This is a genomic window from Selenomonas sp. FOBRC9, assembly GCF_000287655.1.
GTDB classification, from domain to species: Bacteria; Bacillota; Negativicutes; order Selenomonadales; family Selenomonadaceae; genus Centipeda; species Centipeda artemidis.
The window spans coordinates 74,430-101,057 of the sequence record NZ_ALJR01000028.1 but is presented as its reverse complement, the minus strand read 5'-3'; the positions used below and the strand labels follow the sequence as shown (position 1 = coordinate 101,057).

At 56.7% G+C, this 26,628-nt stretch carries 24 protein-coding genes and 2 CRISPR repeat arrays (1 of these 26 cut by a window edge); of the genes, 6 read left to right on the top strand and 18 right to left on the bottom strand.

Translation table 11 applies throughout. The annotated features are described in order from the left end of the window. Positions 1 to 176: a CRISPR direct-repeat array (repeat unit 33 nt; unit sequence GTTTCAATCCACGCGCCCCGTGCGGGGCGCGAC); it reaches 2,857 nt to the left of the window's first position. A 173-nt stretch (positions 177 to 349) separates the two neighbouring features. Genes cas2 through HMPREF1147_RS07525 form a run of 12 tightly spaced genes read right to left on the bottom strand, consistent with a single transcriptional unit; the run spans position 350 to position 13,479 of the window. Next, a complete protein-coding gene (gene cas2 / locus HMPREF1147_RS07580) occupies positions 350 to 640 on the bottom strand; it encodes a CRISPR-associated endonuclease Cas2 (RefSeq protein ID WP_009658371.1) in 291 nt (96 codons plus the stop codon). 12 nt (positions 641 to 652) lie between these two features. Beyond that, complete coding sequence (cas1c, locus tag HMPREF1147_RS07575) at positions 653 to 1,681, bottom strand: type I-C CRISPR-associated endonuclease Cas1c (RefSeq protein ID WP_009658386.1); 1,029 nt, start codon at positions 1,679 to 1,681, stop codon at positions 653 to 655. Next, positions 1,678 to 2,337, bottom strand: a complete 660-nt coding sequence (gene cas4, locus HMPREF1147_RS07570; protein ID WP_009658334.1) for a CRISPR-associated protein Cas4 — start codon at positions 2,335 to 2,337, stop codon at positions 1,678 to 1,680. The genes cas1c and cas4 overlap by 4 nt, the downstream gene beginning before the upstream one ends. 1 nt (position 2,338) lies before the next feature. Continuing rightward, positions 2,339 to 3,238 (bottom strand): type I-C CRISPR-associated protein Cas7/Csd2, encoded by a 900-nt coding sequence (cas7c, locus tag HMPREF1147_RS07565; protein ID WP_009658390.1) that lies wholly within the window; start codon positions 3,236 to 3,238, stop codon positions 2,339 to 2,341. Further along, positions 3,238 to 5,175 carry a type I-C CRISPR-associated protein Cas8c/Csd1 gene (cas8c, locus tag HMPREF1147_RS07560; protein WP_009658389.1) on the bottom strand — a complete coding sequence of 646 codons (1,938 nt, stop codon included), beginning with the start codon at positions 5,173 to 5,175 and terminating at the stop codon, positions 3,238 to 3,240. The genes cas7c and cas8c overlap by 1 nt, the downstream gene beginning before the upstream one ends. Continuing rightward, positions 5,172 to 5,891, bottom strand: coding sequence for a type I-C CRISPR-associated protein Cas5c (gene cas5c, locus HMPREF1147_RS07555; RefSeq protein ID WP_037351297.1), 720 nt, complete (start codon positions 5,889 to 5,891; stop codon positions 5,172 to 5,174). Before cas5c ends, cas8c begins: the two co-directional genes overlap by 4 nt. 12 nt (positions 5,892 to 5,903) lie before the next feature. Further along, positions 5,904 to 8,372 (bottom strand): CRISPR-associated helicase/endonuclease Cas3, encoded by a 2,469-nt coding sequence (locus tag HMPREF1147_RS07550; protein ID WP_009658288.1) that lies wholly within the window; start codon positions 8,370 to 8,372, stop codon positions 5,904 to 5,906. A 43-nt stretch (positions 8,373 to 8,415) separates the two neighbouring features. Further along, positions 8,416 to 9,633: a type II secretion system F family protein gene (locus HMPREF1147_RS07545; RefSeq protein WP_009658364.1), complete on the bottom strand. Its 1,218-nt coding sequence runs from the start codon at positions 9,631 to 9,633 to the stop codon at positions 8,416 to 8,418. Beyond that, positions 9,630 to 10,628 carry a type IV pilus twitching motility protein PilT gene (locus HMPREF1147_RS07540; protein ID WP_009658301.1) on the bottom strand — a complete coding sequence of 333 codons (999 nt, stop codon included), beginning with the start codon at positions 10,626 to 10,628 and terminating at the stop codon, positions 9,630 to 9,632. The genes HMPREF1147_RS07545 and HMPREF1147_RS07540 overlap by 4 nt, the downstream gene beginning before the upstream one ends. Beyond that, entirely contained in the window at positions 10,621 to 11,859 is a 1,239-nt protein-coding gene (locus HMPREF1147_RS07535) for a GspE/PulE family protein (RefSeq protein ID WP_037351295.1), read from the bottom strand. The genes HMPREF1147_RS07540 and HMPREF1147_RS07535 overlap by 8 nt, the downstream gene beginning before the upstream one ends. 14 nt (positions 11,860 to 11,873) lie before the next feature. Further along, the gene (gene truA, locus HMPREF1147_RS07530) at positions 11,874 to 12,650 is read right to left on the bottom strand and encodes a tRNA pseudouridine(38-40) synthase TruA (RefSeq protein WP_009350449.1); all 777 of its coding nucleotides are present in this window, start codon (positions 12,648 to 12,650) and stop codon (positions 11,874 to 11,876) included. 13 nt (positions 12,651 to 12,663) lie between these two features. Then, a complete protein-coding gene (locus HMPREF1147_RS07525; RefSeq protein ID WP_009658377.1) occupies positions 12,664 to 13,479 on the bottom strand; it encodes an energy-coupling factor transporter transmembrane protein EcfT in 816 nt (271 codons plus the stop codon). A gap of 418 nt (positions 13,480 to 13,897) precedes the next feature. Continuing rightward, positions 13,898 to 14,130: a CRISPR direct-repeat array (repeat unit 33 nt; unit sequence GTTTCAATCCACACGCCGCATGCGCGGCGCGAC). Positions 14,131 to 15,159: 1,029 nt separating this feature from the next. On the opposite strand from HMPREF1147_RS07525, the gene HMPREF1147_RS07520 reads away from it, so the two are divergent. The 5 genes from HMPREF1147_RS07520 to HMPREF1147_RS07500 are packed head-to-tail and all read left to right on the top strand — an operon-like array spanning position 15,160 to position 20,282. After that, entirely contained in the window at positions 15,160 to 17,106 is a 1,947-nt protein-coding gene (locus tag HMPREF1147_RS07520) for a peptidase U32 family protein (RefSeq protein WP_009658345.1), read from the top strand. 18 nt (positions 17,107 to 17,124) lie between these two features. Next, the gene (locus HMPREF1147_RS07515) at positions 17,125 to 18,444 is read left to right on the top strand and encodes an aspartate aminotransferase family protein (RefSeq protein ID WP_009658393.1); all 1,320 of its coding nucleotides are present in this window, start codon (positions 17,125 to 17,127) and stop codon (positions 18,442 to 18,444) included. Positions 18,445 to 18,449: 5 nt separating this feature from the next. Further along, positions 18,450 to 19,001 (top strand): phosphoribosyltransferase family protein, encoded by a 552-nt coding sequence (locus HMPREF1147_RS07510; RefSeq protein WP_009658324.1) that lies wholly within the window; start codon positions 18,450 to 18,452, stop codon positions 18,999 to 19,001. Between the two features lie 14 nt (positions 19,002 to 19,015). Next, positions 19,016 to 19,852 (top strand): prolipoprotein diacylglyceryl transferase, encoded by an 837-nt coding sequence (gene lgt / locus HMPREF1147_RS07505; protein ID WP_009658381.1) that lies wholly within the window; start codon positions 19,016 to 19,018, stop codon positions 19,850 to 19,852. 13 nt (positions 19,853 to 19,865) lie between these two features. Continuing rightward, positions 19,866 to 20,282: a type II toxin-antitoxin system HicB family antitoxin gene (locus HMPREF1147_RS07500; protein WP_009438758.1), complete on the top strand. Its 417-nt coding sequence runs from the start codon at positions 19,866 to 19,868 to the stop codon at positions 20,280 to 20,282. Between the two features lie 69 nt (positions 20,283 to 20,351). Here the strand turns inward: HMPREF1147_RS07500 and HMPREF1147_RS07495 are convergent, their stop codons facing one another. Then, on the bottom strand, positions 20,352 to 22,382 hold the full coding sequence (locus HMPREF1147_RS07495; RefSeq protein WP_009658311.1) for a flagellar hook-basal body complex protein: 2,031 nt from the start codon (positions 22,380 to 22,382) through the stop codon (positions 20,352 to 20,354). Between the two features lie 75 nt (positions 22,383 to 22,457). Further along, positions 22,458 to 22,841 carry a TIGR02530 family flagellar biosynthesis protein gene (locus HMPREF1147_RS07490; RefSeq protein ID WP_009658340.1) on the bottom strand — a complete coding sequence of 128 codons (384 nt, stop codon included), beginning with the start codon at positions 22,839 to 22,841 and terminating at the stop codon, positions 22,458 to 22,460. 189 nt (positions 22,842 to 23,030) lie between these two features. Here HMPREF1147_RS07490 and HMPREF1147_RS07485 point away from each other — a divergent pair, with 189 nt between their 5' ends. Continuing rightward, complete coding sequence (locus HMPREF1147_RS07485; RefSeq protein WP_009658391.1) at positions 23,031 to 23,228, top strand: ribbon-helix-helix protein, CopG family; 198 nt, start codon at positions 23,031 to 23,033, stop codon at positions 23,226 to 23,228. A gap of 113 nt (positions 23,229 to 23,341) precedes the next feature. Here HMPREF1147_RS07485 and HMPREF1147_RS07480 read toward each other — a convergent pair whose 3' ends face one another. Genes HMPREF1147_RS07480 through HMPREF1147_RS07465 form a run of 4 tightly spaced genes read right to left on the bottom strand, consistent with a single transcriptional unit; the run spans position 23,342 to position 26,628 of the window. After that, positions 23,342 to 23,959, bottom strand: a complete 618-nt coding sequence (locus HMPREF1147_RS07480) for an ABC transporter ATP-binding protein (protein WP_009658327.1) — start codon at positions 23,957 to 23,959, stop codon at positions 23,342 to 23,344. Continuing rightward, on the bottom strand, positions 23,960 to 24,781 hold the full coding sequence (locus HMPREF1147_RS07475) for an ATP-binding cassette domain-containing protein (protein ID WP_009658396.1): 822 nt from the start codon (positions 24,779 to 24,781) through the stop codon (positions 23,960 to 23,962). Positions 24,782 to 24,793: 12 nt separating this feature from the next. Further along, positions 24,794 to 25,645 (bottom strand): ABC transporter permease, encoded by an 852-nt coding sequence (locus HMPREF1147_RS07470; RefSeq protein ID WP_009658338.1) that lies wholly within the window; start codon positions 25,643 to 25,645, stop codon positions 24,794 to 24,796. Further along, positions 25,642 to 26,628, bottom strand: a complete 987-nt coding sequence (locus HMPREF1147_RS07465) for an ABC transporter permease (protein ID WP_009658312.1) — start codon at positions 26,626 to 26,628, stop codon at positions 25,642 to 25,644. Before HMPREF1147_RS07465 ends, HMPREF1147_RS07470 begins: the two co-directional genes overlap by 4 nt.

The window sequence follows — 26,628 nt, the reverse complement described above, 5'->3', positions numbered from 1 at the left end:
ATCGCGAGGTTTCAATCCACGCGCCCCGTGCGGGGCGCGACCCGCCTCTTCAACAGATTTGCCGTACTGCTTGAGGTTTCAATCCACGCGCCCCGTGCGGGGCGCGACGAGGCAGGGCTTGAGATTGGTATTTGATTAGGGGGGTTTCAATCCACGCGCCCCGTGCGGGGCGCGACCGCAACCGGTTCCACAAAGGGAGCCTTTTGCCACGTATTTATGGGTGTTACTCGCCACAAATACGATTTTTCTCGGCGGTTCGTCCCACGTCCCTCCTTTGGCACGGTTCTTCCGCCTATATTTTATCATGCTATTTTCTGTTCACTTCACCTTCGCACTCATAAAGAACTGCTCAGATGATGACGGCCGCCTCCAAGTCGTAAGACTCTTTGGTTCCGTAATGCTTCACCTTCGGCCCTTTATTCTTCCCGAGAAAATAAAACCGAAGGCTGTCTTCCTGCAGGTCTATGATGTCGAGCAGGGCAAGTTCCAACTGTTTGCACTGTGTTGGGTCAACTTTGCACTCAAAGACTGAATTCTGCACGCGCTGTCCATATGCGCGGCATTTCCGCGCAACCTGGCGCAGGCGCCGCCGCCCTTCGACATCGACAGTTTTGATATCGTAGGTAATCAAAACATACATGACATTCCCCTCCTACTTCCATAGGAACGGCGGATATGCGTCGAGGTCCCCGCGCAGATGGCGCGCGAGGAGCATTGCCTGCACATGCGGCACAAGTCCCCGCTTCACCTTTTCCTCCATAAAGGGATGTGTGATGCTCGTCTCCTTGTGTGCGTGCCACGCTTCAAGAATTTTCTTCCGCCCGTCGTCCGTGAGACGAACGGCGCCGCTCTCCTCGGTTTTAAAATCCTTGCGGCAAATCTTTTTCGTATTGACCATCGAAAATGCCGTGCGATCTGCCGTCGGACGAAGTTCTTCCATCATGTCGAGCGCGAGCGACTGCCGCCCAGGACGATCGCGATGCAGAAAGCCGACATAGGAATCCAGTCCGACGCCCTCGAGCGCGGATGCGACATCGTTCATGAGCAGCGCATAGAGAAAGGACAGCAGGCAGTTCATGTTGTCGAGCGGCGGTCTGCGGTTGCGTTCCGTGAAGAAGAAATCCTCCTTTTGTTTGAGAATCATATCGTCGAATAGGGAGAAGTACGCGACTGCGGCCTTCCCTTCGACGCCGCGCAGCTCTTCTAAATCCCGCGTCTTCATCACTTCACGACACGATGTTTGGAGAAATTCGCTCATACTGCTGAATTTCTCCTCGTCAATCCGCAGCGCATGATCTCTGCGTGTGCGCTCGATTGTCCAACGCGCATTATATATCTTCCCGAGGATAAAGTTCTGCGCAAGGGGCAGAGATTCCTCCTCGCTGTCCGCACGCCGGTACTGTTCTTTGCGCAAAAGGACGTTGCCGTTGGTCTTGCCGATGACGCGCGCTTGGAACCGGCCCTCCGGCGTCATGAACGTCAGCGCGATGTTGTCTTCGGCGCATTTTCTCATGAGCGCGGGACTCGCCCCCGTATAGCCAAAGGTCGTAATCTGCTCAAAGTTATGGAGCGGAAAACGCGCGAGTTCCTTATTCTCGCGGCGAACGACGACGTTATTGCCGTCGAGCGCGAGGTATGCCTCGTCCTGGTTGACATAAAGCGTGTTAAGGAGCGGTTTCATCCTTCGGCGAGCCTCCTCTCCAAATACCGTTTCGCCGACCCGAGCCGTTTCAGTTTCGGAATGCAGACCGTGCTGAGCGAACAGTTGGCGCAGCCTTTTCTCCGTTTGACCTCAGGCGTGTGTCCGCGTGCGATATACCGGCGCATCTGCGCAACCAGAACGGGAATCTGCGCTTTCAGCTCATCCGAGATGTCCACCTTGACGCGCCGGCGAATCTCTCCGTAGTAAAGAAACCCGAAGGGAATCTCTGCCGCGAGCATATCCTCGAGGCAGAGTGCCTGCAGTGTCAGCTGAAGCACATCCTCATCTCCTTCCTTCGGCTTTCCTCTCTTGTATTCGATGGGGACAACACGATATCGCCCCGCATAAGAGGGAATCGCAACGCCTGCGGTATCGGCATGGAACTCGACGACGTCGCATGCGCCGGAGATGCCGAGGCGGCCGGACGCGACGCGCATGCCGCGCACGATGATTTTACCGCCGCGCTTTTCCTTGATGTCCTCATCGTGCGCCTTTTCGTGCAGGGCATTGCCCTCAACGGTCAATACGTTCTCCTGCCAGTGCTGCTCGAGATGAATCAGCCCCCATTGGCGCGGACAAAAGGCATAATGCTGAATCTCCGAGAGCTGCAGATAGTCTTCCTCCGCATAGCCCATATCACTCGACCTTACTGCCCTCGATGTATTTTTCGATGCGAACGCCGCTGAGTGCATAGAGGGCGCTGTCGTTAAACGTATAGTCCTCGAGCGACTTTGGCATATCCACGCCGTCTTTTTTATGCCCTTCGACACTCCGATGCACTTTTGCACTTGACGCGGCACCGGTCTTATTGTGATGCTCAATCCAGTAGAACCGGTTCATCTCCATGCTGCCCTCGGGGCGTGCCGACGAAGCGTCGTTCTCAAAGATTGTGAGCAGGGCCTCCTTGACCTTGCGCGCATCCTCCTCGCTGAATCCTGTTTTTTCGGCAAGCTGGACATTGATGCTCCCCTGCACTTTGTAAACGCCGAAGTCCACACGGTACTTCATGCCCATTGTATCCGAGCCCTTCTTATCCCCCGGCTCGTTATTGACGCTCTTCGTAATCTGAACGCCCGTAATGGTGACGGGATCAAGACTGACCGCCGTATGAATGGTCACGGGGCCGCGCACGCCGACGGAGACCGCGTCCACACCGGTGCCCGCCTTGAGCGCGAATACCTGTCCGAATGCACGGACGTCAAACCATGCCTTCGCGGCTTCTTCCGCAATGAGACGAATGCGCCCTTTTTCTTTATCCTTCATTTTCAACGGTTTTTCCATCGCAGGATTGCCTTCGACACGCGAACGGATGCTGTCGTAACCGTCGTCCACGCGTTCGTTGGACTGGACGAGAATCGCCTCTCCCACATCCTGCAGACGATTGCGCAGCTTTCTCTTGAGACATACGTCGGAGATTTCTCCGTAACCGTCATAGTCCGTACGCGGTTGGTTGCCGTTTAGAGGGTCTCCGTTCGGATTTGAATGGTCCACGACGACGAACCCGATGAAATCAATTTTATTTGCTAATGCAGCCATTATACATTCTCCTCTCTCTTCTCTTCCACTTTCTGCCGATTTTCTTTCCGCTCAAGTTCCATTGCATAATTTTGGCAAGAGAACCCCAACAGGAATTTCACATCGAGCGGCGCGTCCGAACTAAAGTCTTTGTCGTCGAACAGCCAACAGATTTTATCAATCAGCTTCCTCTCTTTACCGCCATATCGTTCCCTTTTCTGTTCGTACGGAAGCAGCTTTTTCCGCAGGGTCATCCATGTCGATGCCGGACGAACCGAAAAGATTTCCATATAGCGCATCGCATTGGTCGTGCGGCTCGCAAGCTCCTCCCGACTAAACGTCGCTCGCTCCATCTGGTCCGCGACTGAAAGAAGCCGGCCAAACAGATAGGACCTGTCTTTCTTCTCCTCGTCAAGCGCCACAGTATACTCCTCCTTCACATGATTGAGCCGATTGCAGATAATGGCGCACGCCGGCTCAAGCAGCCGTCTGTGCCAACCGAAATAATCGTCAATCGCAGCTCTTTTCACCGTTCTGCTGAGCGCCATTTTTGCCATATCGAGCGGCAGCGCCTGTCCCTGCACAATGGCGCAAAAGATACGCTCCAACTCCATTTTTAATTGATTGTCACCGATATTTTCTCCATGACAGGCTTCGACCAGTCGCTTCGGTACCGGCACGCCAAAATACGCATAGGATTTTTCGGTCTCCTTGTCATAGCCGTGCTGGAGCGAGCGTCCGCAGCTGTGCCACTTCTCGATGCGCTCGATAAAGTCCTCGCCCGCCATCTCGCTGTAATAGCAGATGGAAAGGCGTCCGGGGGTTGCGGCATCGAGAATCATGACATTGACTTGACTCGTCTCCGCCCGTTTGAATTCGGCGCGATAGCCGTCCAGAGTGCGCTTCATGGACGCTGCCCAGTCCTCCATCGTGACCGGCATCGATGGCGCTGCGTCCGCTGCCCGGCGCCGGCGCGTCATCCTTGCCGTATCGTCGAACGCGGAGGGAATTTCCTGCGCATGCCGCCCCCACGCAAGGAATACGCGCCCGTCGACGACGTACCCTTGATTGCGAATGAGCCACATGAGCGCATTCATGGCTTTTTGCGAGGTCTCATAACCGATGGAGATGCACTCGTCCGCATCGGCAAACCGACCGCGAAATGTAAAGCCTTGGCTGTCGTTGGAGGAAATGATTTTCGCGCCGTCTCCCGCGAACCGAATTCCCTTCCCGTGTTTATCCGTCACGGGGAGCATCTCTCCCGTCGCATAGCAGAGTTTTTGCTCCATATCGGAGAAGTGATGCGTAAAAAACTGCCGGTATTTCTTTTGTAAATTGGTGTCTCTCCAAAGTTCCGGACAATCGTCGCCGTCGAGCTCCACACGAAACCGCACCATCGATTTCAGCACGTCGCCGGCAGCAGCCTTAAAAATCGGAGGCTTTTCCTGTTCCTTATCCGTCCACTTTTGAAGAATCTCCCCCTTGTCGTTACAATAGAGCACCTTCTTTGCAATCAAATCGCGAATCGCATCATGCTCCGTAATGTAACGATAAACGGCGCGCACCTTAGGCTCGGCGTCCTCCGACTGCGCCCATGCCCCCAGCAGTTCCGCGTACTGCTCATAGGCGCTCTTCCGGTCTTTTTTCTTCGCCGGGACAAACGCATGATAATCCCGCGCGATGTAGGACAGGTTGTCATGCAGCGGGTGCGGCGACGGGCTGGACGTCCGCGACGCCGAATCCGGCGTACAGGGAATGAGCGTTGGCTGCTGCCCCTTATCCGACACGACCTCGGCATGAATGAGCCGTCCGCCGCCGCTCAATGTCATCTCAATCAGAGCGTTCTGCACGATATGTCCAACGGGAGGAAGGAGCGCCTTCATGCCGGCAGCGCCGACTTTGCCGGCGAACTGCTCGTTTTCGTTATAGGTTTGTACCAACTGCTCCATCCAGCTCATAGACGCCCTCCTTCCAGCTCTTTGAGTTCTTCCTCCGCAAACGTAACGCTGCTCTTGTCAAACAGCTTGGTCGTTACCTTGCGCACATCGCGGACAAGGGTGCATTCCTCGGGGCGCGGGAAGCGGAGTATGCCGTCCTTCATCATCGGCTGCCATAGCCGCACTTGGAGCATATTGCCTCCGGTCTCGTCGGCATAGTTAAACCCGTGAAACATCGTACCGAGCGGCATCTCGCCCGCGTGGTCGTAATATCCCTCGCCTTCCCCATAGGTGACGGGCTCGACATAGCCCTGACACTCGCGCGTGCCGAGGAAGATATCGCGGCGCCCGCCGCGCTCCACCATGCGCTTTGCGATGTTGTGGTGCTTATGCTCATCCCTGTCCCCTGCAAGCTCTTTGCGATGCGTATTGAATTCGAAATGCGCGCGCACTTGATAGCAAACATCGCTCAGATATTTGTAGACAGAGAGGTCATTTCCACCGCCTCCGTACTTTAACGGCTTTACACCGCGCGACTGCGTGGCAATCCGATGCATCACCCGCACCTCGTCAATCACCCAAAAGATGGTGGGCTTCCAATAGATGCTCTCCGTGATGCCCTTGAGCGCTTGATAGGTCGGCACAGAGTAGGAGGAGCGTTCGCCGCCAATCTTTGTGATGGGGTCGGTGAACAGTGCCATCCTCCCGTATACTTGGAACTCGATTCCATTTCTCATCATATCACCTCCTTAAATCATGCAGTACGCATTCTGCTGCTCCTCAAACTGCACGCCGAATGCCTCGCTGTAATATTCTTCGCGCAGCGCAATCACCCCGCTCTCCATGCGACTAATCGCCCCTAGTCTATCAAGGATTTTTATTTCGTATGAAAATAGATTGACCATGTACTGCTGTGCGCTCTTCAATCGTTTCCGATAATCCTGCCCCCACCCGACATCTTTTGATTCAAACGCCGTAATCAGCTCCTTTCCCGCAGCGTAAGGCACCAGTACAGCTTCTGCATGAGAATCTATGACTTCAAACGCCCAGCCTGCATCATGAAATGCATGAGCGAAACCGGTATGTACCGTGTCCCCGCGCTCCTTGCATACGCGCACCCCCGCATCGTTGACGGACAAGAGGTCAAGCAAGGTATTCCCATCATGCAGGGGGTAGCCCATGCGCCCCTCTATTTGCTCTTTATAAAATTTACGGAAGTATTCTTCCATCGCTTGAGGAGAAAGGATCCCATCTGCCTCCTTCTCAAACAGCAGTGCGCGCGCAATTTTTTGTCCCGCTTGTATATCCTCAAGACGGCTGAGATTTTCATCGGTAAATGCAAAGATGCGCACAGTCCCCTGCGCCAGCTCGCCGTGTCGATTGCACCGCCCTGCCGCCTGCGCAATGGAGGAAAATCCCGCAAGCGCGCGATAGACGACGGGGAACGAAACATCCACACCCGCTTCAACGAGTTGGGTACTGATGCAGATGAGCCGTCTCTCGGGGTGTTCTTTGCGGCACCTGAGTTCCTCTCGTACTTCTGCGAGGACTTTCTTACGATGTGCGGGACACATCTTCGTGCTCAGGTGTACCACGCGAATCTCTATATCAGCATCCTGAACGAGCTCAGATACCGCCTGATAGAGTTCTCGCGCCTGCTTCGTGAGATTCACAATGCAGAGCACATCGCCTTCTTCCTCCGCACTCCTGCAAATCGCCGCGGCAATATCTTCCACGGAGCTGCCTCCGTCGCGGCAACAATTTTCAATGCGTACACGGCGAAACGCCTCGAACACTTCCGATATATCCGTTGTCAGCTCGGCGCACTTCCCTGCATCGATCGGAAAATCCAGGTGTTCCAGCGGCGGCTGCGTCGCAGTGCATAGAACCGTCGTCGTCCGGCAGAAATCCTTGAGAAAGTTGATCGCAAGATTGAACATATAAGTGCATTTCACAGGCATCGTCTGTATCTCGTCAAAGATCAGTATGCTGTCCTGCAACGCGTGCAATCTTCTTATGGAACTGTTTCCGCCGGCAAAGATCGTATTGAGGAACTGCACCTGGGTCGTAAAGATCACGGGGACATCCCAGCGTTCCGTTAGGATGCGCCGCCAATCCATGCCCTCCGTGTCTTCTCCGTCATCCTCCTCTGAGATGACATTGGAGTGATGCTCTAGAACAGCCTCATCCCGGTCAAATATCTCGCGAATCTCCTTGGCATTTTGGTCGATGATAGATGTGTACGGAATCACAACGATAATCCGTTTCTTATGCCAACGCTTTGCATGTGTGAGCGCAAAACGCATACCTGCAAGCGTCTTGCCGCCGCCCGTCGGAACGGTGAGCCGATAGATGCCCGGCGTCTGCTCCGCCGCATGCAGGCAGTCGTCGCTCATCTTTTGGCGCAGCTGTGCGATGCTCTTCGCCTTTTCTTCCCGCGGGGTGGGAAAGCCCGCAATCTTCTTTTCGAGCTTTGCAGAGAACTCTTCCCAAAGGGGCTCCGTCTCCCATGCGCATGTCAGACGGTCGCCCAGTTCAAACTCCGCACTGTCCAAGCGGTCCGCATCCACGAGCATACTAAAAAGAAGCTTGATGACCATACCCCAATAGAAAAAATATATTTCATCCGACTTCTGTTTTTGTATCTGCTCATCCAACGCAGACAGCTCATGCACCGCCTTTGCAAAGAGGTTATCCAATTCCTCTTCCGAGATAATATTTTCAAAAAAATATCCAAGGTCAACACCCGTCAGTATATCCGCTTTGTCCATCCGATGTGAAAACGTATAGGCATCTTCTCTGCCGGAGGCGTTCATCAGCCCATGTTCACCAATATAATTCAAAAGTCCCGTATGATGAGAAAATATTGCAAGCGCAGCAAGCTCAATGACAAGCTGTTGGTCATCACTTTTCCCCCCGTATCGAGCCATGAGGAGCTTCCCGCCTGCCGAGGAATGGTCAACTGTGCCCTTCCTACTATAGTCGCCGGGGTGTGCATGGCTCCAAGAAAGATATTCTGCAAACGCCTCGCTGCATTTGCCTAGATCGTGCAGGATACCGATAAGATACGCTGTCGAGGAAAGCCCCGCCGCCTCGGCGGATGCCGACATCAGACCGGCAACGTGACGCAGATGCTCAGAAAGCGACTGCGCTTGGGGCGCGCCGTTTTTCCTATTCAAATCGTCTTTCTTCATATGTGCAAGATACACACGCGCCATACAAGCCTCCCTGCCGATACTTCAAATTAGTTTGGCGAAAAAACTACATCATCCGATCCATCGCCTCAAAGACGGGCAGTAAGAATGACAGTACCCCGAAGAAAATCACGAGTCCGATCACGACGATCATGATCGGCTCAGCAAGCGCCTCAATGCGCGCCGCGAGCTGTTTCGACACACGTTTACAGTAGTCCGCCGACCGTCGCAGCAGCCTCTCGAGGTCACCCGCCGTCTCCCCCGCCGCAAGCATTCCCTGCAAAAGCTGAGGGAGCTGTCCCTCCTGTGCAAGCGCATAGGCAAGCGTGCGTCCCTGCATGAGACGTTCCTCCACGCGCCCGAGCGAGCGGACGAGCACGCAGTTCCCCGCCACAGAACGTGCTAAATGCACCGCGCAGTCCAGCCGTATACCGCTGTGCATCAGGATAGCTAGAGTTCTCAGGATCATCCCCCACGCCGAAAATCGCAGAAAGCGCCCCAATACAGGCACACAAAGCAGCAACGCATCCAAATAATACCGCAGCGCAGGCACACGCACGAGCGCAATCATTCCGACGAGGAGCAAAACGGCGGCGCCGGGGACGAGGTAGGGATGAGTCGTAAATACATCCGCAGCCTGCAACAGGAGACGCGTCGGAAGCGGCGGCTCCGCCCCGAGGTCGCGCAGGAGAGAGGCAAATACCGGCAGGATAAACATCGTCATGAGCACGATCGAAAATCCCGTCGCCACGAGCAAAAAGAGCGGATACGCAAGCGCGCTTTTCATCGACTCCCGCAGCGTATGCGCCTCCGTGAGGAACGCCGCCGTCTCCGCAAAGATATGATCCAACGTGCCGCTCTCCTCTCCCGCACGAACCATGCCGACAACACTCGGTGAGAACACCCTCGGTCGGCGCTCCATCGCCTGTGACAGCGCCGTACCGCACAGCACATCCGCATGGAGCGCGGTAACAAGCCGTCCGTAAGCAGATGCGGCATCCGCCCCCGCCGCGATCTGCCCCAGCGCCTCATGAACCGGCATCCCTGCAGCCAGCAGTGCCGCCAGTTCCTCAAAGAGTGCGATGCGCTCCTCCTCCGACGGCACATCAAGGCACCATAAGCGAATGTCCCCCACGCGCAGCAGACGACGCCGCTCCTTGAGATCGACCACCGTCAGCCCCTCTGCAGCAAGACTGCGCACTGCCTTCACAGGATGCTCCGCCGTAACCGTCCCCTTGACATGTGTTCCATCCGCTGCGCACGCACGATAGGAAAACGACTTCATCGGATGCGCCCCTCTGCCCGCAGCGTCGCCTCCGCCATCGCCGCCGTCTGCATTCCCTGCGCCGCACCGCTCATCATCACGGAGTCAAGCTGCGCATAATGTCCCTGCCGAATCATATTGCGTACGGCAGTCGTCGCGCAAAGCGCTTCGATCAGCGCAACGCGCCCGCCGGACGCGCACGGCAGGAGCTGCTGTGCAAAGATGCCTGTTACCGTATCGGCAAATGCCGCACGCACGGCATCACGCACATCCGCCGGGAACATACTCTCCACGCGGAGCGCCGTCTGCGCAGCACTGCGTGTATGGAGCGTACCGAGCACGAGCACCCCCGTCGCCGCCGCCGAAAGCGCCGCCTCCATCGTCTCACGGTCGCGGATTTCGCCGATGAGCAGGATATCAGGATCCTCACGCAGCGCGCTCCGCACACCCGCCGGAAAGGATAAAAAATCGCGCCCAAGCGCTCGCTGACTAATGAACGAGCGCTTAGGCGCAAATATGTATTCCATCGGATCCTCGAGCGTCACAATATGCGCCGCCCGCGTTTGATTGATCTCCTCGAGCAGCGCCGCAATCGTCGTCGTCTTGCCCGAGCCGGTCGCCCCGCAGACGAGCGCCAGTCCTTCACGTGCCGCAGCGAGCGCACGGAGCGAAGCGGGCATCCCGATTTCCCCAGGCGTACGAATCCGCGCCGGTAAAAGGCGAAACGCAAGCGCAGGAACATCCCGTACCCTGTATACATTTCCACGAAATCGACGTCCCTCGTACTGCCACGAAAAGTCCACATCATGCTGTGCGGCAAGTACCGCCTGCTGCCCCTCAGAGAGCATCGAGGCCGTCAGCACATGCATAAAGTCTGCGGTCGGCGTCATCTCCGCCGCACACAGCACACCGTCACAGCGCATTTGTACTCGCTGATGTGCAGAGACATGGAGATCGGACGCCTCCGCCGCGATTGCCCGCCGCAGGATTTTCTCCCATTGCATCTGCTCATCCATAGAGCGCCCTCCCGACTTCATCCAGAGTCGTTTCTCCTCTGATCACCTTGACCACGCCGTCCTGCCACAGCGTCTCCACGCCGTCCTCCGCTGCCGCCGCATAGAGCGCCGCTTTGTCCTCCTCCCGCAGGATTGCGCCGCGAATGCGTTCGGAGATGGGCAGCACCTCATGGATCGCCATGCGACCGCTATAGCCCGTGCCGCGACAATGCGCGCAGCCCCGTCCGCGTGTGAGTTGCAGCCCCTCCTGATAAAACGCGCCGAGCTGTGCCGCTTCTTTTTCTCCCGGTGTATAGCGCTCACGGCAGTGCGGACAGATACGACGTACCAGCCGCTGCGCAATCACCCCCGAGAGCGTCGCCGCAAGAAGATAGCGCGGCACGCTCATTTCCGCCATGCGAAAGACCGCCGACACCGCATCCTCCGTGTGCAGCGTCGAAAAGAGCGCATGTCCCGTCAGCGCGATACGCACCGCCATCTCCGCTGTCTCTCGGTCGCGGATCTCACCGAGAAGGATCTTCTGCGCATCCTGCCGGAGCGCCGCGCGCAGTCCTGCGACAAACGTCAGCCCCGCCTCCGGGTTTACCTGTATTTGGCTCACCCCATCGATGCGCCGCTCCACAGGATCCTCGAGCGTCATGATATTACAGCTCACATCGCTGAGCGCCGCAATCGCCGCATAGAGCGTCGTCGTCTTGCCCGAGTTCATCGGTCCGCAGAGGAGGAGCAGCCCCGTCGGGCGACGAATCAGGCTTTCAAAAAGTGAGAGATTCCGCGCGGAAAAGCCCAACTCCGCACAACCGAGAAACCGCGCGTCCGCATCCATAATGCGCACAACCATCCGCTCACCGTCCATAACGGGAAGCACCGCAACACGCATATCCACAACACGCCCCTCATGCGAGTGGGAGAGCTTACCATCCTGCGGGCGGTTGCGCTTTGCCGTATCGATGCCCGCCATCACCTTGAGTCGCGCAATCACAACGGGCGCGAGCTCTCTTGGCAGATGCGGCGCAATTTCCCGCAGCAGCCCGTCCACACGCAGGCGGATACGCATCCCGCCGCCCTGAGGCTCGAGGTGGATGTCCGTCGCCCCCTCGAAAAGCCCGGCTCCTAGAATCGCGTTCACGAGCGCAACAACCGGACTGCCCTGTGCCCCACCCTCACGAGTGCCGGCGCGCAGATCACGCATCGCTGCCGCCACAAGTCTCTCCGGAAACACTTGCTCCATGGCGTCCGCCCCTTTCAGTCCGGCACATCCGTGCGCCCCGCATAGTCTACATGGAGCAGATAAAGCCCGCAGGCGGGCGCTGTTGGGCTTGCCAAACGCCGATCGTGCGCTGCAAAAATCTCGGTGAAACGGTCCGTAGAAATACGCCCCAGCCCCACATGAACGACCGTGCTCATGATATTGCGCACCATATGGTAGAGGAACCCGTTTCCGTGCATATAGCAGGAAAGCTGCCCGCCCTCCTCCTCATCGAGACGGATCTCATCCAGCGTGCGCACAGGCGACATCGGCGCGCCCCCAGCTGCACGAAATGAACTATAGTCGTGTGTGCCGACAAGCAGCCTGAGCACCGTGCGCATCGCCGCCACATCAAGGGGACGAAAGATCTGCCACGCATAATTGCGCGTAAACGGGTTCGGAACCGTACACCGCTCGATACGGTAAAGATACGCCTTGCCCGTCGAAGAGTGACGCGCACTAAAATCCCGTCCCGCCTCCCACGCTGCCATCACCGCAATATCGGGCGGCAGGAGCCCGTTCACCGCACGCGGCAGCTGCGCAACCGGAATCCGCCCGTCCGTGAAGAAATTAACCACCTGCCCATAGGCGTGTACGCCCGTATCCGTACGCCCCGCCGCCGCAAGCTCCACCGGTTCCCCGCAGACCTCCGCAAGCACCTTTTCCAGCACATTTTGTACCGCAACAACAGGCAGTGATTGTCGCTGAAACCCATGGTAACGCGTACCGTCATAGGAAAGGCGCAGTGCGATATTACGCGCACGTGCCTTCATTATCTCCACATGCTCAGGGCGCAAGATACGAGCCTCCAAGACTCACGGCACAAACACCCGCCGCCCCAGTCAAAAAGATCGCAACCGCCGCGTAGTCGAGCCGCCCTATGCGCATCTCCTTCATCCGCGTACGCCCCTCGCCACCCTGATAGCACCGTGCCTCCATCGCAAGTGCCAGCTCGTCCGCCCGGCGAAACGCCGAGAGGAATAGCGGCACGAGAATGGGCACAATCGCGCGCATTCGCCGCAGAATATTCCCCTGTTCGAAGTCCATCCCCCGCGCTTTCTGCGCCTTCATAATGCGATCCATCTCCTCAAGAAGCGTCGGCACAAAGCGCAGCGCGATCGTCATCATCATCGAAAGCTCATGCACCGGCACACCTACACGCCGCAGCGGCGACATCAGCGCCTCCAGCCCATCTGTCAGACGCAGCGGACTCGTCGTCAGCGTGAGCAGCGTGCTCAGCAAAATGAGAAGGATCAGGCGCAATCCGATATAGCCGCCGCGTGCAAGCCCCTCCCACGTCGCCGTCAACACACCAAGCCGAAACGCTTCCTCCCCCGGCGTCATAAAGAGATGAACAAAGAAGGTAAAGACAACAATCCACAGAATCGGACGAACCGAGCGCAGCTGCATCATCAGAGGCACACGAGACATCACCATCAGAACACCAACTGCGACGGAGAGGAAGGCAAATCCCGCCGGATTTTCCACAAAGAAAATAAGCAACAAGAACCCGATCAGTAAGAGGATTTTTACACGCGCATCCATGCGGTGCAGGAACGAATCCCCCGGTAAATATCTGCCGATTTGAATATCGTGAAGCAAATCTTACCACACTCCGGTTCTTGTTGCCTATAATAATGTCGTTTCTATAATATCGTTTGAATCCATGCTGTTGTTAGGGCGACACGATACACTCTCGCTCTTGGTCTCAACGGATCGGCAATGTTTCAATCCACGCGATTCAACACAAGTTGCAACGTCGCCGCCTCAAAAAACAAGCGCCCTCATCTTGGATATGACGATAGTATATCATACATAACGCAAAGGTACAAGTGTTTCAATTGCTATTCCCATAAAATTTTCAAAATCAATTGAAAAGTTCTCATGAATTTTAATCTGCGTGACTGTGTCAAGTGAAGCAAGATTTTGTAGGCAAATCGTAGACAAATCTACAAGTGCCAATCCACGCACTCGTCGGCGCGCGACCGTGCGAAGCAAATAACGCCCCAACCTGCAGATGGTTTCAATCCACACGCCGCATGCGCGGCGCGACTTGAGCGAGTTCGAACCAATCCGGGCGGCGTATGGTTTCAATCCACACGCCGCATGCGCGGCGCGACCTGCTCCGGCTCTTCCAACCGCTCCGGCTCTGCCGTTTCAATCCACACGCCGCATGCGCGGCGCGACGAGTGCATTGCGCACGTGGGGGCGGAGCTTGTCGTTTCAATCCACACGCCGCATGCGCGGCGCGACGCAAAAGGTTCCATGGAAGGTTTCTTTTGCCACATATTCGTGGGTATTACTTGCCACAAATATGTTTTTTCTCACCGTTTTGTCCCACAGCCCTCCTTCGATACGGTATTCCTATTATATTTATTACGGTATTTCCTGTTCACTCCACTTTCGCACACATAAAGAGTTACTCTAATAAAACCTATAGCAGTTTTTCCCAACGCTTCATCTGCCAAACTACTAGAAAGAGATTCCCAGTATATCGGCATTCCTCCTCACCCGCCCGCAGAGGATGCTCTCTACCGGAGGGCTCGGTCGCTCGGCGCACATTATATCTGTCCCTCAGTTTAAGTATACCCTCTAGCGCATAATCTACGCCGTCTTTTTATGCCCGGTGACACCCCGATGCGCTTTTCCGGTCGATAAGACATCAGTTTTATTGTTGTGTTCGATCCAAATAAAGTCGACGCATCTCTATTGTCCCCTTAAGACGCGCCGATGAGTCGTTGTTTTCAAACATTGTTCGTAACACCTCTTTGAGTTTCCATACAGCTTCTAGCTTCTTCGCTAAATCCGGTCTTTTCGGCAAGTCGTGCATTGATGCTCCCCTGCACTTTTGTATCCCCCAAAATCGACACGGTATTTCATGCCCATGGAATCCGCACTTTTTATCTCTTCCTCATTTTTCTATGATACCATCTCCTTAAGTTTTTCATACGTTATCACTCCGAAATCAATTATTGTAATTATTGACATCGCCTTATAGAAATATCCCATGCCTTATCGCTCCGGTTTCAATCCACGCCTCTCGTTCGAGATGCGACATCCACCCCGCATGCTTATGCGAAGCAGCGGCTCGTCTTTTCCACAAAAAAGACGACGCCCTACGCGTATTCTAGCATAGGTCAGAGACCAATGCAATTTATCTTTGTCCGCATGGCGCCCATCATTTGAAAGAAAGTACTTTTCCTGCTATAATCATCATAACATGGGAGAATAGCCCCCCTTTGACAGGAGCGCGTTCTCCGATCAGAAGGAGTAATCTTCACGATGCTGTTACACCGTAAATCCGTCGAACTGCTTGCCCCCGCCGGGTCATGGGACGCCATGACCGCGGGCATCGAAGCGGGCGCGGATGCCGTCTATCTCGGCGGCAAACATTTCAATATGCGGCTCCACGAGGGCGATTTCAATTTTGACGACGAGCGGCTGAAAGCCGCGGTCGAATACGCGCACGCGCACAACGTCGAGCTCTATGTCACGCTCAACAATCTCATCAGCAACGAGGAACTGCCCGCGCTGCGCGATTACCTCGCGTATCTCGACGAGATCCGCCCCGACGCGATCCTCGTACAGGACTTTGCCGTGCTCCAGCTCGTGCATGAAATGGGCGTCAGCGTCCCGCTGCACACGTCCGTCATGATGAATACGCACAACGAGCACGCGATTGAAAAGCTCAAGGAATACGGCATCACACGCATCGTCGTCGGCCGCGAGATGACGCTCTCCGAGCTAGCGCTCTTCCGCGAACGCACGGGCATCGAGGTCGAATACTTCATGCACGGCGACATGTGCATCTCCGAGAGCGGTCAATGCATTCACTCGGGCGTCCTCTTCGGGCAGAGCGGCAACCGCGGCCGCTGCATGAAAATCTGCCGCTGGCCGTTCGCTCTCATCGACGAGGAGACGGGCGCGGTGCTCGACGAAAACAGCCCCGGACCTTACAAGCTCGCACTCAAGGACATGTGCATGTACCGCTCCATCCCCGCGCTCATACAGGCGGGCGTCTATTCGTTCAAAATTGAGGGACGGATGCGCTCGCCCGAGTTCATCGCTCGGCTTGTCTCGACCTATCGCCGCGCCATCGACGCGTATATCGCCGATCCGAACGGATACACGACGGACGAAGAGGGCTGGCGCACGCTCTACGACAACCGCGTGCGCGACTATACGACGACGTTTGCCTTTGGTCAGCCGACTGCCGTCGACATCGGCATGACGGGCGAGCGCGAGCCGCGCTTTTTCAGCAAGGCGGTCGAGGAGGCGGGATTCGACGACGACGTACTCCGCGCAGAGGAGCCCATCCGTGCGCGCCAACCGTCGGAGCATCGACTCAGCGTGCGCGTCGGCACACCCGCGGCGGCGCGTGCGGCGATCGACGCGGGCGCCGATACGGTCTACGTCGGCGGCGAAGCGCTCCGCCCGAACCGCCCGTGGAAACTCCGCGACTACGCGGAGATCGCGGACTACGCGGGAGGAAAGACACGCGTCGTCGCCCTCACGCCGCGCACGACGATGCGGCGCGAGTGCGGCGAGATCGAACAGTTTTTCACCGCGCTCCGCGATATTCCCGTGGACGGCATCATGGTCGGCAACCTCGGCACACTGAAACTCGCGCGGTCGCTCACGACGCTCCCCGTGCAGGCGGATCACTCGTTCAACATCTTCAACCATCTCGCCGTTTCGTTCCTGCGGGAAAACGGTCTCACGATGGCGACAGCCTCCTACGAGCTCTCCTTCCGCCAACTGCGCGACATCGCAGAGAACGCCGTGCTCCCCATCGAGGCGGTCGTGCACGGTTCGTACGAGTCGATGATCTGCGACTACAATTTCCCCGCGATGTCCCTGCCCGCCTACAGCGAGCTCTCGCAGCCCGAGGTCATGGATCGGCACTACGCCTTCCGCAACGAGGCGGGCGGCGTGCATTCCATCCGCATCGACCAGTACGGGCGCAATCACATTTACTTTGCAAACGATCTCTGTCTCTATTCCTACCTTGAGAAATTCACGGGGCTCGGCGCACTGCGCATCGAAGCGCAGGACTATAGTGCCGCGCTCACGGGCGAGATCGTCCGCATCTACCGCGCCGCGCTCGACCGCCTTGCCGCAGGTGCGGACGGATACGAGGAAGCGGATTTTCAAAGGCTCAAAGAGCTCTCCCCGCGCCCGCTCGGCATCGGCACCTACCGATTCCGGCAGAGCAGAAATTCCATCTAATTCGAAAAAAGGAGCGATATGGGAACAACCTCCCGCGGCGAAACGCAATACATCGGCGCCGCCGCCATCCTCGAAAAAAAGAAGAAATACATCATGCCCTGTCTCGGGCATTTTTACAGTGAGCCGCGCCAGATCGTGCGCGGCAAGATGCAGTACCTCTACGACAGCGAGGGACGGCGCTATCTCGACTGTTTCGCCGGCGTCTCCGTCATCAACTGCGGGCACTGCAATCCCGAGATCACCGCCGCCGTCACCGCGCAGGCGGAGACTCTCCAGCACGTCTGCAACATCTACCTCACGGAGAACTTCGTCAACCTCGCCGAGCAGCTCGCGCGCATCACCCCCGGCGATCTGCAAAAGAGCTTCTTCTGCTCCACCGGCACCGAGGCGAACGAGGGCGCGGCGCTCCTCGCGCAGATCTACACGGGCAGCAGCGAGTTCCTCGCCCTGCGCGGCGGACTGCACGGGCGGACGAAGCTCACAATGAGCCTCACGGGCATCTCCATGTGGCGCACCGACCCGAATCCCGTCGGCGGCATCAACTTCGTGCCGAATCCGTACTGCTACCGCTGTCCGCACCGAAAATCGGCGGAAGCCTGCGGGCTCGACTGCGCGAACGCCCTTGAGGACACCATCAAGAACGTAACGTCCGGGCATCCCGCCGCATTCATCGCCGAGAGCATCCAGGGCAACGCGGGCATCATCGTCCCGCCCAAGGGTTATTTCAAGCGCGTGAAGGAAATCCTCGAACACTACGGCGCGCTCTTCATCGCCGACGAGGTGCAGACGGGCTTTGCGCGGACGGGCAAGATGTTCGCCATCGAGCATTTCGGCGTCGTCCCGGACATCATGACCATGGCAAAGGCGCTCGGCAACGGCGCGCCCATCAGCGCGTTCATCGCATCGGCGAAAATCGCCGACACCTATACGAAGCCCGGCGCGTCGACCCTCGGCGGCAATCCCGTCTCCAGCACGGCGGGACTTGGCGTCATCCGGTACATCGAGGAACACGACCTCATGGGCAATGCCGATGCGCGCGGCAAACAGCTCCGCAAGGGGCTAAAGGAGATTCAGCGCCGCCACCCCATCATCGGCGACGTCCGCGGTCTCGGACTCATGGTCGGCGCCGAGTTCGTCCACGCGGACAAGGAGAAATCCCCCGCCGCCGCAGAGCTGGACGCCATACTCGAATCGCTCAAAGACCGCGGCTTCATCGTCGGCAAGAACGGCGTCCGGCGCAACGTCATGGCATTCCAGCCGCCGCTCGTCATCACGGAGGAGAACGTGAACGACGTACTGAACGCACTCGAACTCACACTCACTGAGAAAGGATTCTAAGGGAAATGGCAAAAAGATTCTACGATCTGACCGTCGCAGGGTGCACGCGCACCCTCCCCATCATCAACCTCAACGAAACGCTCGCCATCGCGGGCTTCGTCATGCTCGGCGACGTCGAGCTGTGCGAATGCTGCGCGCGCGACCTCGCGAAAAAGATTCCGCAGGAGACCGACATCATCATGACCGCCGAGACCAAGGGCATCCCCCTCGCCGCCGCACTTGCACGGCAGATCGGTATGCCCTACTACGTCACAGCGCGCAAATCCGTCAAGGCATATATGGAAGATCCCATCTGGGTCGAGGACGAGTCCATCACCACCATGGGCAAACAGCGGCTCTATCTCATGAACACAGACATTGAACGCATCGAGGGCAGGAACGTGCTCCTCCTCGACGACGTCATCAGCACGGGCGGCTCCATGACCGCCCTGCGCAGTCTCGCCGAAAAGGCGGGCGGTCATGTCATCGGGCAAGCCGCCGTCCTCGCCGAGGGCAACGCAGTGAAACGAGAGGACATCATCTTCCTCGCCGAGCTGCCGCTCTTTGCCGCGGAGTAAAGGAGCGCCGTTCCTTGCATCAGTATCTTTTCTACATCGGGGACTTCCCCATCCGCGCCTACGGCGTCGTCATCTCCCTCTCCATCCTGCTCGCGACGGGTGTCGGCTACTTCCTCGCAAAGGCGGACGGCAGAGGCTATGAAAAACACGTCGCGGACATCGGCATCTACTGTGGCATCGCAGGGCTTCTCGGCGCGCGCCTGTGGGACGTGTTCTTCTTTGACTGGGATTACTACCGGCATCACCTCACAGAGCTGCTGAACGTCTGGCAGGGAGGCATGGCGATACAGGGCGGCGTCTTCCTCGGCGTCGTGGTCGGCATCCTCTACTGCCGCCGGCACCGCCTTGACACCGTGCATTTCATGGACGTCCTCGCCCCCGCCATCGTCTTTGGACAAGCGCTCGGACGCTGTGCGAACCTCCTCAACGGCGACGCATTCGGCGCGCCCACGGGCGGGAGCTTCGGCATCCTCTATCCCGAGAGCACACTCGCCTACCACACCTACGGCGCACAGGCGCTCTGGCCCGCAGAGGTATGGGAAGGACAGCTCGACATCGTTATCTTTGCCCTCCTCCTCGCGTTCCGCGCCTACGGACACGCGCGCGGACAGTGTTTCGCCCTCTACGTCATGCTGTATAGCGGCGTGCGCTTCCTCCTCGAATATTTCCGCGGGGACTACACGGAGAAATACCTCGGACTCTTCACCAGCGCGCAGACGGGCGCCCTCGCATTCGGACTCCTCGCCCTCGCGACGTTCATATGGCTCGGTTTTCGAAAAGAAAAGGAGACCGTGCCCGCCGAACCGCACGCCCCCGAAGAGCGGCGAAAAAAAGGGAAACATAGGAAATAACGGAGGTATTTATATGCAGCTCGTTTACCCTGCAGTCTTTTATCCCGATCCGGATTCTACCGCATATTGTGTGACCGTCCCCGATCTTCCAGGCTGTGTGACGGGTGGAAATTCGCTTGCCGAAGCGATTGCCATGGGGGAAGATGCGGCTTCCGGATGGATTCTAGGCGAGATTGAGGACGGAAAAGAAGCGCCCCCTGCGAGCAATTTCAGCGATATTCGTCCCGATCCCGATATTGGAGAGGGGTTCGTCAGCCTCCTCTCTCTCGATATGGATGCATACGCCGCGAAGTATGGGAAAAAATCCGTACGCAAGAATCTCACGATTCCCGCGTGGCTCGATACGTTCGCCGCACAGAAAAAACTCAACATCTCAAAAGTCCTGCAGGATGCGCTCACCGAACTCTATCAAAAAGAAGCCGCCGTATAACACGACAAAACGGGGCGATTGCACTTTGATTCGTGCAATCGCCCCGTTTTCGTTTACCGAAATATTATATTACCGCTTCATGTTAATCAGCGTCTCGAGCATCTCGTCGGAGACGGTAATGATCTTCGAGTTCGACTGGAAGCCGCGCTGTGTGATGATCATGTCGGAGAACTGATCGGCGATGTCGACGTTCGACATCTCGAGAGCGGACGGTGTCATACTCACGCCAAGATCATTCGCTGTCTTGATATTTGCAGGGCCTGAGTTATTCGACTCCTGATAGAGGCTTCCGCCCATCTTCGTGAGACCCGTAGCATTGTTGAATTGTGCGACTGCGATCTGCGCCTCTGCCTGGCGGACATTATTGTCATATGTCCCAGTAATCACACCCGACTGATCAATAGAGACACTGGTTAGAACGCCCTTCTTATGCCCGTTCGTCGTGCCGACAATCGTATTATTGCCGACATACTGGGTAAGCCCCGCTAGATTACAAGTGATTGACCCATCATCCGCACCTGCATGCGTCGTCGCAATAGAGGCTGTGCCACTCTCGTATCTACCTTTTGTCGTAAACTTCAAATCTTCAATCGTTGAGAACCGCATCGTCGTTATGGTGCCGTCCTCTTCTTCGTACTGATACGTCTTACGCCCATTACCAAAAAGCATCTTCCACTCATTTTCACCTTTTTTCGTAAAGAGCATTGGAATACGATGTGAACCGCCACGACTGTCATATGTCGTGATATTGGTCACATAGGAAGGATAGTAATCGCCGCCAACCTTATAGCCCTGTCCCGGAAGCCCCTCAACGCTCGTCCCGTCATCAAGGGAGAGCGTTACACTTTTCACAACACCTCTGCGTGCAACAGCCGCGACGTTGCCGTCAGAAGCCCGCCCTTTTCTCACATAGTTTTGTACTGCCTTATTGACATCTACATCACCGTCGGCTGCTTCCAATGTATCTGACTGACCGTTGTCACAGTTAATTTGAGCACCTGTTTGTGCTGTCATTTCTTTAATTTTTAGGTTTAGTGTAAACGTATCCCCATGCTTATATGTGCCGCTCGGCGGCGCAGGAACGATAACGTTCGGAATTGGAGGGGTTGCCGTTTCAAATTCCAGTTCGATTGTTCCGTCTTTTTTTAACGTTGCCGTTTTGATCGTTCCCGTAACCTTATACGTTCCCCCCACTTTGTAAGTTCCATTGTCTACAGAAGTAAGCGGAAGTGTAGTACCGGATGTAGCAAATCGTGTAACGGGATCGTCATCCTTTCCCGTACCGCCTTCCAATACCATTTTCTTGATCTGCCCTGCCGCTGATTGTGTCACAGAGTCAACGGTAGACGTCCAAAGTTTTTTTCCACTCAAAGATATTCCAGCCGCAGCCGATTGAAAATTATAATCTGCCGTACTGTCTACCGTAATCTTTGTTCCAGCCGTTGTAGCAACAGAAACGGACGGCTTTCCATCCTCCGGCGGCGGAGTATAATCCGTGACATTCTCAGTCGTTCCGTCTGCATAACGAACCACAACACTCTTAACGATAGAGCGTTTTGTGCTTGCATTCAGGTTATTGGTATAGGTTGCCGTCGTCGTCGGCTCAGAGTTCATGGACTTTCCCTTGGGAATCTTAATGTTTCCTACATTCCCCGATGTGATGAGCTTCCCTTCACTATTTGCCATCCATCCCTGCACATAGTGACCGCTGCCCGGCATGACGTAATTTCCGTCGGCATCGAACTCGAACGCACCGTTGCGCGTGTAGTAGGTCTCGTTCCCCTTCTTCACGACGAATGTACCATTTCCCGAAAGCGCGACATCGGTGTTTTTTCCCGTCGATTGTGCAACGCCATCGTTAAAAAGGAGATCGACGCTCGACACGCTCGTACCGAGACCAATCTGCTTTGGGTTCGTCCCACCGACCGTCGTTCCGGGCGAGGACGCGCCCGAAAGGTTCTGCGAGATCATATCGGCGAACGTCACGCGGCTCGCCTTAAAACCCGTCGTGTTGACGTTCGCGATGTTGTTGCCGATGACATCCATTCGTGTCTGATGGGATTTCAGCCCCGAGACACCCGAAAACATAGAACGCATCATAATGAATCAACCTTCCTTTTCTGCGGCACGCTGCTTCACTCGTTCAGCAGCCAAGAGCTCCCCCGAAGGTCCGGCTCAGAGTATTGCCGCGCTGTCAATGTTCGTGAAAATATTGTCTTTCGCATGTTCGCCGTCGAGCACTGTAATGACGGTACGCTTTGGTACCGCGAGTACGAACGCGGTATCGTTCATCAGGATGAGCGCCTGCCGTGCCCCCTTCGCCGCCATGCGATCCACCATGCCGTCAAGGCGTTCGAGTTCCTGCGGTGAGAGCACGATCTCGCGCTCCTCAAGCCGTCGCACGGCGTGCCGTGAAAAATTCACACGCCGCTCCGATGCCGCAAGCACGTCGGCAAAGCTTGTCCGTGCATCCCCACGCTCCTCTGTTTTCCCCCTGAGATCCTGCGGCATCCCTGCCGATAATGCACTGAGCGTATGCGGAACAGACATTGTTTTCATTCCTCCACCTCCCGTATTTTATAACATAAATTATAACATGTTTTCTCTATACTAAATATATCGTTGTTTTTATTTTTAACATAAGTATGTATGTTTATTTTGATATTTATTTATGAGATATACCTCACTATGGTTCTCGTCATACTATGTTATATGATGTTTTCGTATGATATATATAGAGGTGGTAGTATGACAGGAAAATTGATCATCACGAAAAAGCCCCCGAAGGGCGAGGACGGCTATAAGATTTTTTCCATTCGCATTAAGGAGGAAATCTTCGACGGCATCGAAGAGCTGTCCGCAAAGACGGGACGTTCACGCAACGAGCTGATCGGTATGCTTCTGGAGTTCGGGCTGAGCAATTCCGAAGTCAGCACAGGGCGCTGACGATATAAAACGCTTTCTTATTCTTTATAAAAAAATCTGCACACGAAAACGCCGGCGGCAAAGGATAAAACCTTCGCCGCCGGCGTTTTTCCAACAATATAGTTTTTACAAAATCAATGTTCCGCTGTGTCCTGCAGTTCCTCGACACGCACGATCCGCGTGCATATCCGCTTCGCAAGATGCTCGTTGTGCGTGATGACAATGAGCGTCATATCGTGCGCCGCCGCTTGCGTTTGTATCACCGACCAGATCTGTGCCTGTGTGATGGGGTCGAGACTCGCCGTGATCTCATCCGCGATGAGGACGCGCGTCGCAGGATTCAGCGCACGCAGGATCGAGAGACGCTGCAGCTGCCCGCCTGAGAGTTCGTGTGGGAAGCGGGAACGCCAATGTTCCTCTGCACCCATGGCGGTGAAGAGTTCGGCGGGAATGTCCCACGCCTCGGAGAGTGTTTTTGCCAGTTTCCAACGCGGATCCATGGCTTTCTCCGGGTGCTGATAGACGAGCTGCACGGGGCAGTAGCCGCTCCGCAGGATTGGATTCCCGCCCAGCGTGATCCTGCCTTCCTGCATCGGCAGATAGCCCGCGAGTAGGAGTGCAAGCGTGCTTTTCCCGTAGCCGCTCGGTCCGAGCAGTGCGACACGCTCGCCGCGTGCGATCTCGAGCGAAACATGGCGCAGAACAGGTGCGGCGCTCCCATATCGATAGGAAACATTCTGTATGGACAGCATTTACGCACCTCCCGCTGCGGTCATCCGCGCCACTTCCTCTGCCGTATAGCAGGCAAATCCATTCTGCGGCAGCGCATGGTACAGCGCCCGCGTATAGGGATGCGCGAGCGCCGTACCGTCTCCGCGAAATGCCGCCGCCGGAACCATATCGACACTGCGGCCTTCGTAAAATACGGCAACCGTATCCGCAACGAGGGTGGCAAGATCAATATCATGCGTGATCAACAGTACACCTTTGCCCGTATCCGCGAGTTCCCGCAGAATCTGCAGTGCCTCGGCGGCGCTCCGGGCATCCATCCCGGGCGTCGGCTCATCGGCAATAATAAGCGCGGCGTCCGTCATCACAGCGGTCGAAAAGAGCACACGCCGCGCCATCCCGCCCGAAAGCTGAAACGGATACAGCGCGGTGACATGCTCCTCCAAATGCAGGCGGCGCAGTGTCGCCTCCATATTCTCCTGCGTCCCATGCAGCCCGCGAATCTGTGTGCCGACGCGCATGAGCGGGTCGAGATAGGTTACGGACTGCGGAATCAGCGCGATCTCCTGCCCGCGCAATACCTTTTGACGCGCGGCATCAAGAGGTGCGCCGCAGTAGCGCATCTCTCCGCTCATCACGGCATTGTAGGGCAGAATCCCGAGCACGGCGTGCGCGAGCAGACTTTTGCCCGAACCGCTCGCCCCGACGACCGCGATGATCTCACCGCGGTGCAGGCGCAGACTGACGTCGCTGACGCCTGACGAGAGCGTGTGTGTCAGCGCGTTCCGATACATGCGGAAGGATACCGAGAGGTGCTCGACCTCTAAAAGAATCTCACCGGTCATACGCATCCCCTCCTACGCCTGCACGCGCTGCGGGTCAATGATCTCGCGCAGTGCGGTACCCAACCGGTCAAACAGCAATACGACAACGAGCAGCAAAAATCCCGGGAAAAACGCCAGCCACCACATGCCGAGGGCAAGGTAGCGCATTGATTCCGAAAGGATAATGCCGATCGCAGGCATGTCGAGCGGCAGCCCGTAGCCAAGGAAGCTCACCGCCGCCTCATGCATGATGGCGTGGGGAAAGAGCAGTACCAGACCGATGATATACTGCGGCAGAACATGCGGCACGAAATGCCGCCGCGCCACGGTCAGCCACGAGTGCCCGTAATGCCGCGCCGCCATGATGTACGGCTCCGTACGGAGCTGCATGACCTCGGCGCGGATCACGCGCGTGAGCCGCGGCCAGTGCGTCACGACGATCCCGGTGGAAACGCCCGCAACACCGCCGCCGAGCATGACCGAAATCATGAGGATCAAAAGGATGTGCGGAATCCCCATGCAGAGATCCACGAGCCAGAGGACGACCTGATCTACTTTCCCTCCAAAGGCGGCGGACAGCGTGCCGAGCAGCAGCGCAATACACGAGCTGAAGAACGCCGCGCCGAACCCGATTTGCAAACTGATGGACATCCCCTTGACCGAGCGGGCAAACATATCCCGCCCCATATTGTCCGTACCGAAGAGGTGCGACATTGACGGCGCGAGATTCTTCTGCCCGTAGTTCACCGCATAGGCACTCTCCGGCATCGTAACGCCCCAGAGGAACAGCCCGGCGAGAAAGACCGCCGCGAGCACGGCAAAGATCAAATACCGTCGGCGCAGGTTCAGCCCTCCTGCCGCGGACAGTGTCAAAGCCTTCATCATGACGCCCCCCTCCCCTCACGCAGGCGGGGGTCGGCGATGCCGTAGAGGATGTTCGCAATGAGATTGCCTGCAAAGACAAATATCGCGCTGAAGATCGCGATGCCGAGCAGCAGCGAGAGATCGCCGCGCAGTCCCGCCAGCGTCACCGTACCGCCGAGCCCGGGATAGGAAAACACCGTCTCCGCGAGGATCGCGCCGCCGAACAGCTCGTTGAACGACGCAAACTGCAAGGTAATCGCAGGCAAGGCGATATTGCGCAGACCATGCCGCCGCACGCGCTGCCACAGGGATTCGCCGCGCGCCTCGGCAAAGAGCATATAGTTCGTACTCATCACCTCGAGCAGCTTTTCCCGGGTTTGGAGTGTGATCGAGGAGATGCCCGTCACACTGAGTGTGAGCGCGGGCAGAATCAGATGCCGAATCTGATCCGCCATCGTCACCTCCTCATGCAGTTTCCCGATGGGCGCCGCGAGCGCGAGTGGGAACCACTGCAGCTGAACGGAAAAAATCATCAAAAAGAGCAGCCCGAGCCAAAAAATCGGCACGGACACGCAGAGCAGGGAAAATCCTTGAATCGCCTTATCGAGCACACTGTCGCGGTACATCCCCGCCAATACACCAAGCACAAAGCCAATGATGCCCGAGAGCGCCCACGCCGTCATCATGAGGAGCAGCGTCAAGCGAAACTTTTCCCCAATGACTTCGAGCACAGGCGCACGGTAGATGAAGGACATGCCGAAGTCCCCGTGCAGGATATGCCCGCCCCACAAAAGGAAGCGGTCGAGCGGCGGGCGGTCAAAGCCCCAATACGCCGCAACCAGCGCGTGCTGCTCCGCCGACGCCGTCTTATTCGCGAAGTACGCGTCGATCGGATCGATCGGCGAGTGCGCCAGCAGGATAAAGCTGACAATGCTCACGGCGATCAACAGCAGTACCAGCCGCAGCGTGCTGCGTCCGAGGAGTCGTGCCATATGCGTCGTCAT